The organism is Blastococcus sp. CT_GayMR19 (genome assembly GCF_004570385.1).
Lineage (GTDB): Bacteria > Actinomycetota > Actinomycetes > Mycobacteriales > Geodermatophilaceae > Blastococcus_B.
In genome coordinates, this window is the sequence record NZ_SPQL01000017.1 from 75,243 (window position 1) to 89,147 (window position 13,905).

Annotated in this window: 12 protein-coding genes; 5 read left to right on the forward strand and 7 right to left on the reverse strand. The window is 73.3% G+C overall.

What is annotated here, in order from left to right:
• The first annotated feature begins 10 nt into the window (after positions 1-10).
• Positions 11-676, forward strand: coding sequence for a DUF429 domain-containing protein (locus E4P39_RS19135; protein ID WP_135138178.1), 666 nt, complete (start codon positions 11-13; stop codon positions 674-676).
• Between the two features lie 85 nt (positions 677-761).
• Positions 762-1,535 carry an MBL fold metallo-hydrolase gene (locus E4P39_RS19140; RefSeq protein ID WP_135138179.1) on the forward strand — a complete coding sequence of 258 codons (774 nt, stop codon included), beginning with the start codon at positions 762-764 and terminating at the stop codon, positions 1,533-1,535.
• 26 nt (positions 1,536-1,561) lie between these two features.
• Here E4P39_RS19140 and E4P39_RS19145 read toward each other — a convergent pair whose 3' ends face one another.
• Together E4P39_RS19145 and E4P39_RS19150 are read right to left on the reverse strand one after the other, a co-directional pair.
• Positions 1,562-2,317: an SDR family oxidoreductase gene (locus E4P39_RS19145; protein ID WP_135138180.1), complete on the reverse strand. Its 756-nt coding sequence runs from the start codon at positions 2,315-2,317 to the stop codon at positions 1,562-1,564.
• Between the two features lie 131 nt (positions 2,318-2,448).
• A complete protein-coding gene (locus E4P39_RS19150) occupies positions 2,449-3,114 on the reverse strand; it encodes a DsbA family protein (protein ID WP_135138181.1) in 666 nt (221 codons plus the stop codon).
• Between the two features lie 137 nt (positions 3,115-3,251).
• Between E4P39_RS19150 and pepN the strand changes: the two genes are divergently transcribed.
• Positions 3,252-5,795 (forward strand): aminopeptidase N, encoded by a 2,544-nt coding sequence (pepN, locus tag E4P39_RS19155; protein ID WP_135138182.1) that lies wholly within the window; start codon positions 3,252-3,254, stop codon positions 5,793-5,795.
• Positions 5,796-5,936: 141 nt separating this feature from the next.
• On the opposite strand, the gene E4P39_RS19160 is transcribed toward pepN, so the two are convergent.
• Complete coding sequence (locus E4P39_RS19160; RefSeq protein ID WP_135138183.1) at positions 5,937-8,066, reverse strand: molybdopterin-dependent oxidoreductase; 2,130 nt, start codon at positions 8,064-8,066, stop codon at positions 5,937-5,939.
• Between the two features lie 162 nt (positions 8,067-8,228).
• Between E4P39_RS19160 and E4P39_RS19165 the strand changes: the two genes are divergently transcribed.
• Entirely contained in the window at positions 8,229-9,320 is a 1,092-nt protein-coding gene (locus E4P39_RS19165; protein WP_135138184.1) for a helix-turn-helix domain-containing protein, read from the forward strand.
• Here E4P39_RS19165 and E4P39_RS19170 read toward each other — a convergent pair.
• The 3 genes from E4P39_RS19170 to E4P39_RS19180 all read right to left on the reverse strand — a co-directional run bounded on the left by E4P39_RS19170 (position 9,253) and on the right by E4P39_RS19180 (position 11,670).
• Positions 9,253-9,726, reverse strand: coding sequence for a DUF5130 family protein (locus E4P39_RS19170; RefSeq protein ID WP_135138185.1), 474 nt, complete (start codon positions 9,724-9,726; stop codon positions 9,253-9,255). The two genes, E4P39_RS19165 and E4P39_RS19170, sit on opposite strands and share 68 nt — an antisense overlap.
• 87 nt (positions 9,727-9,813) lie before the next feature.
• Positions 9,814-10,161 carry a hypothetical protein gene (locus E4P39_RS19175; RefSeq protein WP_135138186.1) on the reverse strand — a complete coding sequence of 116 codons (348 nt, stop codon included), beginning with the start codon at positions 10,159-10,161 and terminating at the stop codon, positions 9,814-9,816.
• A 30-nt stretch (positions 10,162-10,191) separates the two neighbouring features.
• Positions 10,192-11,670 carry an amidase gene (locus E4P39_RS19180; protein WP_135138187.1) on the reverse strand — a complete coding sequence of 493 codons (1,479 nt, stop codon included), beginning with the start codon at positions 11,668-11,670 and terminating at the stop codon, positions 10,192-10,194.
• A gap of 45 nt (positions 11,671-11,715) precedes the next feature.
• Here E4P39_RS19180 and kynU point away from each other — a divergent pair, with 45 nt between their 5' ends.
• Positions 11,716-12,981, forward strand: a complete 1,266-nt coding sequence (gene kynU, locus E4P39_RS19185) for a kynureninase (RefSeq protein ID WP_135138188.1) — start codon at positions 11,716-11,718, stop codon at positions 12,979-12,981.
• Positions 12,982-13,024: 43 nt separating this feature from the next.
• On the opposite strand, the gene E4P39_RS19190 is transcribed toward kynU, so the two are convergent.
• Complete coding sequence (locus E4P39_RS19190; protein WP_135138189.1) at positions 13,025-13,888, reverse strand: hypothetical protein; 864 nt, start codon at positions 13,886-13,888, stop codon at positions 13,025-13,027.
• Positions 13,889-13,905: the final 17 nt, after the last annotated feature.

Consider the following 13,905-nt stretch of genomic DNA (forward strand, 5'->3'; position numbering starts at 1 on the left):
GGCTCCCTCCGTGCCGGTGCTGGGGGTGGACGGCTGGCGCGGGGCCTGGGTGGGCGCCCTCCTCGACGGCCGCTCGGTGAGCCTGCTGGCGCTCCCCGACGCCGCCGCCGTCCTGGCCGTGCCCGATGTCGACCTCGTCGCGATCGACATGCCGATCGGGCTCTCGGAGGACGGCGTCCGCGCCTGCGACGTCGAGGCGCGGCGTCTCCTGGTCGGGGCGGGTAGTTCGGTCTTCCCGGCGCCGCTGCGGCCGGTGCTGGCCTGCGCGGACTACCGGACGGCGTGCGAGGTGTCCCGGGCCGCGTCGGGAAAGGCGCTGTCGGTGCAGGCCTGGAACCTGGTGCCGGCCATCCGCTCCCTCGACGATGCGCTGGGTGACCCACCGACGGACCGGGTGGTCGAGGTGCACCCCGAGCTCGCGTTCCGGGCCCTGGAACCGGGCGTGCGCGACCGGAAAGGCAGCGCCCGCGGCACGGTCCAGCGGCTGCGCGCACTGCGCGCCGTCATGCAGGTGGAGGCGGCGCTGGCCGACGCGCCGGCCGGGACCCCCATGGTCGACGCCCTGGACGCGTGTGCGGCCGCCTGGTCGGCGCAGCGGCTGGCCGACGGGCGCGGCGAGTGCGTCGGCGACGGCAGGACGGACACCCGCGGCCGCCCGATGCGGATCTCCTGGTGAACGCACCTCCGGCGGGAACCCCGACGCCTCAAACGGGGAGCCCGACACCGCCAGTGGGGGACCCGACGCCTCCGGCGGCGCTCCGATGACCGGCTGGCAGGAGATCGCCGACGGCGTCTTCGTGCGGCGGCACGCGGAGCTGGACCTCAACTGCGGCCTGGTGGTCGGCGACGGTGCGTGCCTGGTGATCGACACCCGCTCCCACCTCGGCGAGGCGGCCGACCTGATCACCGCCGTCCGGTCCGTCACGCCGCACCCGTGGACGGTCGTCAACACCCACGCGCACTACGACCACTGCTTCGGCAACGCCGCGTTCCGGCCGGCCCCGGTATGGGGCTCGCGCGGGTGCGCCGCGGCTCTGCTCACCACCGGGGAGCGGCAGCGGGCCGACGTCGTCGCGCAGCTCCGCGCCGCCGGGGACCCGGCGGCCGACCTCGTGCAGGCCGCACCGGTCGATCCACCGGACCAGCTCGTCGACGACGTCGCCGTGCTCGACGTCGGCGGCCGCGAGGTGGTGCTGCGCTACCTCGGCCTCGGCCACACCGACTCCGATCTCGTCGTCGAGGTGGAGGACGCGGGCGACCACACGGTGATCTTCGCGGGCGACCTGGTCGAGGAGGGCGCTCCGCCGTCGTTCGACGACGCGTTCCCGGCGGAGTGGCCGGCGACCCTCGGGCGGCTGCATGCCATGGCCCGCGGTCCGGTGGTGCCCGGGCACGGCGACGTGGTGGACGCCGGCTTCGTGGCCGACCAGCGCGAGGAACTGTTGGCGGTGCTCGCCGCACTGCGCAACGGACGACCGGAGGACGGTCCGTACGACGCGGCGACGATGCGGATCGCGTCGTCCCGACCTGGCTGAGGACTTTCCGCGCGGAAAGTCCCGGATCAAGTGAGCCGGCGGACCACGGACAGCGGGAGCACCCGGAGCAGGCGGGCGATCGGCGTCCACGGCCAGGCGGGGACGAACGCCCGCACCGGCTCCTTCTCGATCGCGGCGATCAGCGCGTCGACGCCGGTGTCCAGGTCGACGGTGAACGGGCCGCGGCGGCCGACGTTGATGTCGGTCGCGATGTAGCCCGGCAGGAGCGTCGTCACGGTGATCCCGGTGCCCCAGACGTCGGACCGGATGCCCTCGCCGAGCGCGTTCACCGCGGCCTTGCTCGCGCCGTACGCCGTGCGCGTCTCCCGCATCCCCCGGACGCTGGCCACGGAGGAGACCAGCACGAGGTGCCCGGCGCCCTGGGCGCGGAAGACCTCCATCGCCGCCTCGCACTGGGCGTGCGCGCCGAGGACGTTCGTGTGCAGGACGGCGCGGTTCGCCCACGCCTTGCCCGTGCCGATCGACGCACCCTTGCCGATGCCCGCGTTGACGACGAACCGGTCGAGCCCGCCGAGGCGAGCGACCAGCTCGGGCACGACCCGCGCGACGGACTCGGGGTCGTCGACGTCCATCGCCGCCGTCTCCACCCGGATGCCGGGGTGGGCGGCGAGCAGTTCCTCCTGCAGCGCGTCCAGCCGGTCGGTGCGACGGGCGGCGAGCGCCAGGTCGCGGCCCATCGCCGCGAACCGGCGGGCCATGCCCTCGCCGAGGCCGGAGCTGGCGCCGGTGATCAGGATGCGCTGACGGAGGGGACGCGGCATCGGATGATCATGCCAAGCGGCCTCGACCGCGCCGTCCGGGGCGGGTGGCCTCGCAACTTCGGGGAAGAAGGGCCCTCGAAGCGGCCGCAGGCACCACCTTCCCCGACGTCGGCGCCTGCGGGCCGGACGGGTCAGCGGCGGCCGGTCAGCTCCAGGGCGTCGGCGGGCACCGACTGCATGTCGGGGCCGGAGGTGCGGGTGCGCTTGAGCTCCCAGAAGTCGGGCAGGTTGGCGAGCAGTACGGCGCCGTCGAGGGCCTTGCCCGCATCCTCACCGGTCGGGACCCGGCTGATGACGGGACCGAAGAACGCCACGCCGTCGATGTGCATGACCGGGGTGCCGACGTCCTCGCCGACCGGGTCCATGCCCTCGTGGTGGCTCTTCTCGAGCGCCGCGTCGTAGTCGGTGGACGACGCCGCCTCGGCGAGCTCCGCGGGGAGGCCGACCCGCTCCAGTGCCGGGGCGATGATGTCCTCGAGCTCGAGCTTCTCGTGGTGCCGCAGCGTGCCCATCGCCGTGTACAGGTCACCGAGGACGGCGTCCCCGTGCTGCTCGGCGGCCGCGATCGCCACCCGCACCGGGCCGATGGCCTTGGCCATCATCTCCTGGTACTCCTCCGGCAGGTCACGGCCGCGGTTGAGCACGGCCAGCGACATGACGTGCCAGTGCAGGTCGATGTCGCGGACCTTGGCCGCCTCGAGGACCCATCGGCTGGTCAGCCAGGCCCAAGGACACAGCGGGTCGAACCAGAAGTCGACGCGGGCCTTCGTGGGGGCGGTCTGCACTGCCTCGGTCATGGGTGCTCCTCGGGCCGGGGGCCACCCGATCGCGGCGGCCTGCTCACCGGTGCCAATCCGGATCCGGCACGGCTTGTTCCCGACCTGCACCTGAGCGTCCCGGGAACGTGTCGTCGCTTCATGGAAAGCTGCGCGGCGTGGCCGTATCCAACCTGACCCGCACCGACGCGGCTGCCCGCGCCGAACTCCTCACGCTGCAGAGCTACGACCTGCAGCTCGACGTCACCGACGGCGCCGGGCACCCGGGTGCCGAGACCTTCCGGTCTACGACGACCGTCGAGTTCAGCTGCCGCGAGCCGGGAGCGGCCACGTTCATCGACCTGATCGCCGAGACGGTCCACTCGGCCACGCTCAACGGCACCGAGCTCGACGTCAGCGCCTACACCGAGGACGGCGGACTGCCGCTCCCCGGGCTGACCGAGCAGAACACGCTGGTCGTCACCGCCGACTGCCGCTACTCCAACACCGGGGAGGGGCTGCACCGCTTCCAGGACCCGGAGGACGGGCAGGTCTACCTCTACACCCAGTTCGAGCCGGCCGACGCCAAGCGGATGTTCGCCTGCTTCGACCAGCCCGACCTGAAGGCCGCGTTCACGCTGCACGTCGTCGCGCCCTTCGACTGGCAGGTGGTGTCCAACACCGGCGGTCGCACCATCGAGGCAGGGCCGGCCGGCTCGCAGCTGGTCCACTTCACGCCGACCAAGCGGATCTCGACCTACCTCGTCGCCCTCATCGCCGGCCCCTACGCCCGGGTGACCGACGCGCACGAGGGCATCCCCCTCGGCCTCTACTGCCGCGCGTCCCTGGCGAAGTACCTGGACGCCGACGAGCTCTTCGCCGTCACCAAGCAGGGCTTCGACTGGTTCCACAAGGTCTTCGACTACCCGTACCCGTTCGACAAGTACGACCAGCTCTTCGTGCCCGAGTTCAACGCCGGCGCCATGGAGAACGCGGGGGCGGTGACCTTCCTCGAGGACTACGTCTTCCGCTCGAAGGTCAGCCGCGCGACGTACGAGCGGCGTGCGGAGACGATCCTGCACGAGCTCGCCCACATGTGGTTCGGCGACCTGGTCACCATGCGCTGGTGGGACGACCTGTGGCTCAACGAGTCGTTCGCCACCTACATCAGCACCCTGTGCCAGGCCGAGGCGACCGAGTTCACGACCGCCTGGACGACCTTCGCCAACAGCGAGAAGGCGTGGGCCTACGCCCAGGACCAGCTCCCCTCCACCCACCCGATCGCCGCGGACATCCCCGACGTCGCCGCCGTCGAGGTGAACTTCGACGGCATCACCTACGCCAAGGGCGCCTCGGTGCTCAAGCAGCTGGTCGCCTACGTCGGCCAGGACGAGTTCCTCGCCGGCGTGCGGCGGTACTTCCGGCGGCACGAGTACGGCAACACCACGCTGGCCGACCTGCTGACGCCCCTGTCGGAGAGCTCGGGGCGGGACCTGTCCGAGTGGGCCGACCAGTGGCTGCGCACGAGCCAGGTGAACACCCTGCGCCCGGTGTTCGAGCTGACCGACGACGGCCGGTACGCGTCCTTCGCCATCGACCAGACCGCCGTGGCCGACCACCCGGTCCTGCGCAACCACCGGCTGGCGGTCGGCCTCTACAGCGAGGGTCCCGACGGCCTGACCCGCAGCTCCCGGGTGGAGCTGGACGTCGCCGGTGCCCGGACCGAGGTGCCCGACCTGGTGGGCCACCCGGCCGCCGACCTCGTGCTGGTCAACGACGACGACCTCACCTACGCCAAGCTGCGCCTCGACGAGCGGTCCCTGGCGACGCTGCGCGACCGCATCGGCGCGATGCCCGACTCGCTGGCCCGGGCGCTGTGCTGGTCGGCCGCCTGGGACATGACGCGTGACGCCGAGCTGCCCGCCCGCGAGTGGGTGCAGCTGGTGCTTGCCGGTGTGGACGCCGAGAGCGAGATCAGCGTCGTCCAGTCACTGCTGACGCGGGTGCACGTGGCGCTGCGCTCCTACGCCGACCCCTCGTGGGCCGACACCGGCTGGACCCAGCTCGCCGACCATGCGCTCGCCTCCCTGGAGGCCGCGCCCCCCGGCAGCGACATGCAGCTGCAGTGGTCCCGCACGTTCGCCGGCGCCGCCCGCAGCGAGGACCACGCCGCCGTCCTGCGGAGCCTGCTGGACGGCTCGAAGGTCCTCGAGGGGCTCGCCGTCGACGCGGACGCACGTTGGGCCTTCCTCTCCGGGCTCGTCGCGATCGGGGCGGCCGGCGACGCGGACATCGACGCGGAGGAGGAGCGCGACGCGACGGCCACCGGCATCCGGCGGGCCGCCACCGCGCGGGCGCTCCGGCCGACCGCGGCGTCGAAGGAGGAGACCTGGCGCCGGGTCTTCCACGACGACTCGGTGCCGAACGCGGTGCACGAGGCGCTCCTGCTGGGCTTCTGGCACCCGGCTCAGCGCGAGCTCACCGCCGACTACGTCGACCGCTACTTCACCGACATCCGGCCGCTGTGGGACCGGCGCCCGGGTGAGATCGCCAAGAATGCCGTGCAGTACCTGTTCCCGCCGGTCGTCGAGCCGCGCACGATCACCGCTGCCGACGCCTGGCTCGCCGACCCCGGGCACCCGGCACCCCTGCGCCGGCTGGTCTCCGAGGGCCGCGACGGCATCGTCCGGGCGCTGCGCGCCCGCGAGCGGGACGCTCTGTGATCTGTCGGCCTACCGGCCGACACCGCGACCAGCAGCCGTCCCCCACCGACGATGAGCCCTACCCGCTCCTCCTCGCGGGAGCCTCCGGCCCCCACTCGTCGGAGCGCCTCGCACCGGGCGGTCGTCCCTGGCGGCCGGGGATCAGACCGGGCTGACCTCCACGCGGGTGTCGGAGAACGTCGGAGCGTTGCCGAGGTCGGCGAAGACGAAGGGGGTGACCGCGTTGACCGTGGCGTTCTCCTTGGTGTTCTTGGGCCAGGCGCCCATCTGCGACATCACCACCCCCGGCGCCACCTCGTCGGTGACCCGGGCGAGCACCACGAACGCGCCTCGGTCGTTGTGCACCCGCACGTACTGACCGTCGACCAGTCCGCGATCCTCGGCGTCGCGCGGATGGATGGCCACGGTCGGCTCGCCCTGCACCCGCTTCTGGTGTGCCTGGTCGCCGGCGCTCGAGTTGAGGTACGCGTGTGACTTCGGCGAGATCAGGTTCAGCCGGTAGCCGGTGTCGGCCGTCTCGCGCGGCGGGATGTAGTGCGGCAACGGGTCGACGACGCCACCGGGCTGATATTCGTTCGATCCCTGGCGGAACAGCGGGAGAACGAAGTTGCCGGCCTGTTCGGCGACCGACGACCGGAACTCGGTCTTCCCCGACGGCGTCGGGAAGTTGCCCTCTGCGTGCGGGGCGTACTCGTCGGCCGAGGGCAGGTTCAGCCGGGCCCATCCGGTCCGGCGCAGCGAGTCGACGGTGATGCCGGTCATCGCCGGCGCCGACCAGTCGAAAGCCTCCGCGATCATCTCGTCGTCGGTACGGGTGAAGCAGGGCTCGTCGAAGCCCATCCGCGCGGCCAGGCGCCGGAACAGCTCGGTGTTGGGCACCGCTTCGCCCAGTGGCGCGATCGCAGGGGTGTTCAGCGAGACGTAGAAGTGGCCCCAGCTGAACATGATGTCCTGCTGCTCGAGCTGCGTCGTGGCCGGCAGGACGATGTCGGCGAACCGGGCGGTGTCGGTGAGGAAGTGGTCGCTCACCACGGTGAACAGGTCCTCGCGTGCCAGCCCGGCAGCCACCTTCGCCTGCTCGGGGCAGACCACCATCGGGTTGGAGTTGTAGACCATCAGCACGGTGATCGGGGGGTCCAGCTCCAGCTCGCCGGTCAGCGCCCGGCCCAGGAGGAACTGGTTGACGATCCGGGTACCCGGTGTTTGCAGCTCCGGGTGCATCAGTGCACCCCAGTTGACCGGGAAGGCCCACAGCGGCAGCTGGAGCAGTCCCCCGCCGACCTGCCGCCACGCGCCCACGAGGGCCGGCAGACAGGCGATGGACCGCACGGTCTGCCCGCCACCGGCCTGTCGCTCGATGGCCACGCCGATGCGGATCATCGACGGCTGCGAGGTGGCGTACTCCCGGGCGAGGGTGCGGATGTCCTCAGCGGCGATTCCGGTCTCCTCGGCAGCCCACTCAGGGGTGTACTGCCGCACACGCTCGGCGAGCTCGTGGAATCCGACGGAGTGATCTCGCACGTAGGCCTCATCGGTCAACCCCTCACCGATGATCACGTGCATCATCGCCAGCGCGAGCGCCCCGTCGGTGCCCGGCCGGATCGGGAGGTACCAATCGGCCGCCTTCGCCGTCCGGTGCCGGACCGGGTCGATGACCACGACCTTGGCCCCGCGCCGCTGTGCTTCGGCGACGAACGGCCACAGATGCAGGTTGGTCGACATGATGTTGCAGGCCCACACCACGATGTAGCGGGAGTGCACCAGGCTCTCGGGGTCGACGCCGGCCGTCGCCCCGATGGTCATCGTGTAGGCGGTACAGGCGCCGGAGTCGCAGTAGGTGCGCTCAGAGATCGTCGCGCCCAGCCGGTTGAAGAAGGGGTCGCCGACGTTGAGCCCGTTGAGGATGCCCTCGGTGCCCAGGTAGCTGACCGGCATGATCGCCTCGGGTCCGCGCTTTTCGGCGGCCGCGCGGAACCGCCCGGCGATCTCGTCGAGGGCGGCGTCCCAGGTGATCCGCTCGAAGCGCCCGCTGCCTTTCGGACCGGAGCGGCGCAGGGGGTACAGCACCCGGGTCGCTTCGTAGACCTTGTCCACGTAGTTGTTGACCTTGACGCAGAGCCCGCCACGGGTGAAGGGATGCTCCGGGTCGCCGCGTACCTCCAGCGCCCGGCCGTCGGCCACCGTCACCAGCATCGCGCAGGTGTCCGGGCAGTCGTGCGGGCAGGCACCGCGGACGACGGTGGCACCGGCAGGGGTCTCGATTGCGGGCATCGTCGTCCTCCTCGCGAGCGGTCGAACCGCAGTGTCGCGCCGGCTCCGCGCCGTGCCTTGACTTCCGCCGCCGAATCCTTGACAGCCCGTGACGAGCCGGCCCGTTGACCCTCGCCGCGGAGCCGTCCTACGGTGCGCCACACCCACCACCTGCGAGCCGCCATGGCAGATCCCGAGAGCTCCACTGCGACCACGTCCCGTCTCGCAGGCTGGCGCGACCTCGTCCGCGAGCGGTTCGTGGCGCTGGAGATCGCCGCCCCGGAGCCCGAACGCTTCACCGGCACGGTGCGCAACACGCGGGTGGGCCACCTCGACGTGGCCACCGTCGACTCCACGAGCCAGGTCTGCCGCCGCACCGCCGGGTTGGCCAGCAGGGACTCCGAGGCGTTGTTCCAGGTCGGCCTGCTCACCCGGGGCGCCGCCGTGCTGAGCCAGGACGGCCGGGAGGCACGGCTCGCACCCGGCGGGTACGCCGTCTACGAGACCGACCGCCCCTTCGTCTGGGACCTCTCCGGCGACTGGCAGCTCCAGGTGTTCACCTGGAGCCGTCCGATGGTCGCGCTCTCGCCCGCGGCATCGCACCGGATGACGGCGCGCTCCCTGGACGGCGTCGCCGGGATCGGCGGCATCGTCGGACGGATGTTGCAGGACCTCGCTTCGGCACCGCCTCGGTTGAGTCTCGCCGGCGGCACACGGATTGCCGAGGAGGTCGCGGAACTCGTCGCGACGGTCGCCGGGGAGAGTCCGGGCCTCCCCGCGGGGCAGGCCGGGTCATCGGATCTACTGCGGCGGATCGACGACTACATCGCCGAGCACCTGGCCGACCCAGGACTCGGCCCGGCGCAGATCGCGCGCAGCCACTTCCTCTCCACCCGGCATCTGCACCGGCTCTTCGCCGAGGCGAGCTGGACGGTCGGCCTGCGGATCCGGGCTCAGCGGCTGGAGCGGTGCCGCCGCGACCTGTCCTCCGCCGCGACAGACGTGCCGGTTGCCGTCATCGCGCGGCGCTGGGGCTTCGCCGATCCGGCCAGCTTCAGCCGCGCGTTCCGCGCGTCTTTCGGTACCACGCCGACCCGCTACCGGGCCGAGCATTCCCTGCGGGACAGGCGTGCCGGGTTCCCGGACGCTGACGGAGCCGCGGGCTCCCTCGTCTCGGGGGGCGCGGCGCCCGGTGCGGACCCCGAGGTCAGTGGTGGGGGTGGCGCAGGGCCGAGGGGTGGCCAGCCTGGTCGGACAGCTGGCGCAGGCCGTTGATGATCCCGCCGATCAGGTCGCCGGCGGCGAAGGACCCGGTCATCGACAGCACGGCGAGCGCGCAGGCACGGTCCGGCAGCCGCCGCCCGGCGCCGGCCCCGGTGACCACCTCGACGACCCGCTGGCCGGGTGAGACGGCGATGAGGACGGCGTCGGTCGGGTTCTGGCCCGACCGCGCGTGCAGGTCCTCGGCCGTGACGCGCGTCTGCCTGCCCAGGTCGCCGATGTACAGCGTGAAGCGCAGCCCGGTCTCCCGGGAGGACATGGTGAGCGCCTCGTCGAGACGCCCCAGCTCCTGGTAGCTGAAGAGCTGGTCCGCACCGTCGTCGGTGGCCTCGTCGGTGCGGGCGGGTGCGGTCTGGGCCGTCGCCGTGTCGTGGGACTCGGCCTCGAGCGCGCGGGTCATCGCCGGCCTCCGGGTGCGTCGGTCGTGGGTGCGTCGGTCGTGGGTGCGTCGGTCGTGGGTGCGTGGGCGTCGGTCATGGTGCGTTCCTCACCAGGTCCCACGGGCGCCGCCGAGCGGGCCGGCGGACACCGCGCGGGGGGCGGCGGTGGCGGCGCCGTGCGCGTGCTCCTGGGAGCCGTGTGCGTCGTGGCTGGGCTCGCCGTAGACCGACGACCCGATGGCCTTGGTCTGGCCCTCGTGCCCGGGGGTGCCGTGCCCGCCCGCGGCCGGGCCGTGCTCGGGATGCGGCTCGTACCAGACCGGCGCGTGCTCCCACGGCTGCCCGGGCTTGTAGCGCGGCCGCTTGCGCCCGGGAAGGAAGATGAGCAGCGCCAGCAGGACGACGAACCCCAGCGGGATGCCGACGAAGACGATGATGGTCTCGGCCACGTTCACGGGCGACAACCTACCGGCACGGGCCGCTGATCACCGGTCGTCCTCCCACGACGCGGGGTGCAGGTGTGCCCATGGCCTGGCTTCCTCGAGCTGGGCGGACAGCGCGAACAGCGTCGCCTCGTCCGCCGGGCGCCCGACGAGCATCGTGCCGACGGGCAGTCCGTCGGGCGTCCAGTGCAGCGGCACGCTCACGGCAGGCTGCCCGGTCACGTTGAACAGCGCGGTGAACGAGGCATAGCGCTTCTGCCGCTCGAAGTCCTCCGCGCCGTCGCCGTCGGCGTCGAACCAGCCCAGCGGCCGGGGCGTCATGGTGCACACCGGGGCCAGGAGGACGTCGTACTCCACCGTCGCCTGCAGGAACCGCCGGGAGAACAGCCGCAGGGCCAGCATCGACTCCATGGCCGTCTGCGCGGACATCGCGAGCCCGCGCCCCCGCAGCTCCCGGGTCAGCGGCCGGAGCTCACCGGCCCGTTCGGGCGGGACGGGCAGGGTCGCGCCGGACAGGGCCCACACCCCCTCGAACGAGGGCAGCACGTCCGGGCCCAGCAACCCCTCCGGAACGTCGTCGACCCGGTGCCCGAGGTCCTCGAGCAGCCGCGACGCGTCCTCGAACGCCGCCAGCACCTCCGGTTCCAGCTCGATCCCCGGCATCGGCGACTGCAGCCAGCGGCCGATCCGCAGCTGTCCCGGCGGGCGGTCGGCCCAGCCGAGGAAGGACTCCCCCGGCGGCAGCGGCGGGGCCCAGAACGGGTCGCCGAGCACCGGTCCGGCCATGGCGTCGAGCATCGCGGCGGCGTCCCGGACCGTCCTGGCCAGCGGCCCGTTGGTGCCCAGCCCCGTCACGTCGGCGCCGTACGGGGCATTGCTGATCCGGCCGCGGGTCGGCTTGACGCCGAAAAGCCCGTTGATGCTCGCCGGGATGCGGATCGATCCGCCGCCGTCGCTGCCCTGCGCGAAGGGCACCATCCCGGCCGCCACCGCGACCGCCGCACCACCGCTGGACCCACCGGCCAGCCGGGAGGGGTCCCACGGGCAGCGGGCGGGGCCGGCCAGGTCGTTGTCGGTGTAGCAGGGAAATCCGAACTCAGGGGTGTTCGATTTGCCGAGCGAGATCGTGCCGGCGGCGGCGAGCTTGGTCACGACGGCGTCGTCCATGGCCGGGACGAAATCGGCCATCACCCGTGACCCGAACGTCGTCCGGACGCCGGCGGTGTTGTTCAGGTCCTTGATCGCGGTCGGGACGCCGAGCAGCGGCGGGAGCTCGCCGCCCCGCCGGATAATCGCCTCCGCCCGGCGGGCCGCCGCGAGTGCACGATCCGGCGTCACGGTGAGAAAGGCGCCCAGCCCGGCGTCCAGTGCCTCGATCCGCGCGAGCGAGTGCTCCACGAGTTCCGTCGGGCTCACGTCGCCGGCCCGGACGGCGGCGGCCTGCTCCAGCGCGGTGAGGTCGTGCAGCCGGGTGCCTGAGCACGCGGCAGCGTTCCCGTTCCCCTGCGGAGCAGCGTTCATGGACGGGAAACTAGCCCTCACCTCCGATCGCGTAGACAGGACACCGTGGACCTGACCCGCACCGCCGCCGAGGCTCTCGACGCGGCCGACTCCCTGGCCGGCTTCCGCGCACACTTCGCCGGAACCGAGGACGACGGCCCCGGCCGGCTGATCTATCTGGACGGCAACTCGCTGGGCCGGATGCCGCGGGACACCCCGGCCGTCCTCGCCCGCGTCGTCGAGCAGGAGTGGGCGCGCGACCTGGTGGGGTCGTGGGCGTCCTGGATCGGCGAGGCCACGCGGGTGGGAGACATCCTGGCCGAGGGGGTGCTGGGAGCCGGTCCGGGCGAGGTGCTGGTCGGCGACTCGACCTCCGTCAACCTCTACAAGCTGCTGGTCGCCGGTGCGGCGGCGCGGCCCGGACGCGACGTCCTGGTCTCCTGCGCCGACGACTTCCCCACCGACCGCTACATCGTGGCGGGGGTGGCGCGCGACCGCGGCATGACCGTGCGCGAGGTCCCGGCCGACCTCGACGAGGGTCTCGACCCGGCGGCGCTGGCCGCGGCGCTCGACGAGCGGGTCGCCGTCGTCGTCCTCTCGCACGTGGCCTACCGCTCGGGCGCGCTCGCCGACCTGCCCGCGATCACCCGGCTGGTCCACGACGCGGGCGCCCTGGTGCTCTGGGACCTGTCGCACTCGGCCGGCGCCGTGCCGGCCGGACTGAGCGGCTCCGGCGCCGACCTCGCCGTCGGCTGCACGTACAAGTACCTCAACGGCGGGCCCGGGGCGCCGGCCTTCCTCTACGTGCGCCGCGAGCTGCAGGAGGAGCTCCGCTCCCCGATCCAGGGGTGGTTCGGCCAGCGCGACCAGTTCGCGATGGGTCCGGTGTACGACCCCGCGCCGGGGATCGAGCGGTTCGGCGTCGGGACGCCCCCGGTGCTGGGGATGGCCACCGTCGAGGTCGGCGCCCGGCTGGTGGCGGAGGCGGGGGTCGAGCGGCTGGCCGCCAAGGGGCGCACCATGACCGCGCTGATGATCGGGCTCGCCGACGCCTGGCTCGCCCCTCACGGGGTGCTCCTGGCCTCACCGCGCGACGCGGAGCGGCGCGGCTCGCACGTCACCCTGGCCCATCCCCAGGCGTGGCAGCTCACGCAGGCGCTGATCGCGGCCCAGGTCGTGCCGGACTTCCGGACGCCGCACCGGCTGCGCCTCGGGCCGGCGCCGCTCTACACCCGGTTCGTCGACGTGTGGGACGCGATGGACCGGCTCCGGACGGTGCTCGCCGACGGCGTCCACGAGGGGTTTCCCGCCGAGCCGAGCCGCGTCACCTAGAGCCGAGCCGCGTCACCCAGGGCCGAAATGGCCATGGTGGCCGTCAGTCCGGCTCCGGTACGCCGATCGGGTTGTGCACCGGCCAGTCGCCCGCCGCGACGACGGCGCGGCGGATCGGGCCGAGGAGCGCCGCGAGCCGGTCGCAGCCGGGGTCGCCGAGCGCCTGCCACGGACCCAGGGCGAGGCGGTCGGTGTCGGCCTCGATCGCGGCGACCATGGTCAGTCCCTCGGCGCTCAGGGCGTCGCCGTCGAGCCAGTGCCGCTCGGTCAGCCGCTCGACCGCGTCGTCCCAGGCGGCGTCGTCCCAGCCCCGCGCCCGCTGCAGCCACTCGCGCGGGCTGCGGCCCGCGGCGGCCGCCAGCACGTGCGCGCCGGCGCCGTCGACCTCGCGCTGGAGCAGCGCCGCGTTGTGCCCGTCCCCGCGGTGTTCGCGCAGCACGGTCAGGCACTGCCACAGCGCGAGGTGCGGTTCCTCCGGCACCGGGACGGCCGTGTTCGCGGCCGCGAGGGGCCGGCCGGGCAGGTCCACCGCGGCGGCCGCGGCGCGGGCCAGGTCCGCCGCCTCGGCCGCCTCCGCCGAGTCCGGCCAGTCCTCGCCCAGGACCCGGCGGACGGCGGCGTCGACCCCGGCCAGCCGCGCGCCGAGCGCTCCGGCGGGGGAAACCGCGTCCCAGACCGCCGGCACCCGCGCGGCGACGAACGACGGGGCGAAGTTGTAGAAGGTCGCCGTCACCACCTCGGCCCCGACGACGCCGAGCGGGGCGGCCCGGAAGGCGAAGTACGTCTGCCAGAAGCCGGTCAGCCCCGCCGCCGCGCCCGCCCCCCGGACCTCGTCGGCGAAGTAGATGAGCGCGTGGAACGGCTCGCCGAGCGCCCACAGCCGGCGGGCGGTCCCGGGAGAGCTCATGGGCACTCCTCGCCGGC

Excerpts from the sequence above, each read along its gene's own strand:
- E4P39_RS19160 (WP_135138183.1), bottom strand. The coding sequence starts at position 8,066 with ATGCCCGCAATCGAGACCCCTGCCGGTGCCACCGTCGTCCGCGGTGCC.
- E4P39_RS19145 (WP_135138180.1), bottom strand. The coding sequence starts at position 2,317 with ATGCCGCGTCCCCTCCGTCAGCGCATCCTGATCACCGGCGCCAGCTCC.
- E4P39_RS19165 (WP_135138184.1), top strand. The coding sequence starts at position 8,229 with ATGGCAGATCCCGAGAGCTCCACTGCGACCACGTCCCGTCTCGCAGGC.
- E4P39_RS19190 (WP_135138189.1), bottom strand. The coding sequence starts at position 13,888 with ATGAGCTCTCCCGGGACCGCCCGCCGGCTGTGGGCGCTCGGCGAGCCG.
- E4P39_RS19140 (WP_135138179.1), top strand. The coding sequence starts at position 762 with ATGACCGGCTGGCAGGAGATCGCCGACGGCGTCTTCGTGCGGCGGCAC.
- E4P39_RS19180 (WP_135138187.1), bottom strand. The coding sequence starts at position 11,670 with ATGAACGCTGCTCCGCAGGGGAACGGGAACGCTGCCGCGTGCTCAGGC.
- E4P39_RS19170 (WP_135138185.1), bottom strand. The coding sequence starts at position 9,726 with ATGACCCGCGCGCTCGAGGCCGAGTCCCACGACACGGCGACGGCCCAG.
- E4P39_RS19150 (WP_135138181.1), bottom strand. The coding sequence starts at position 3,114 with ATGACCGAGGCAGTGCAGACCGCCCCCACGAAGGCCCGCGTCGACTTC.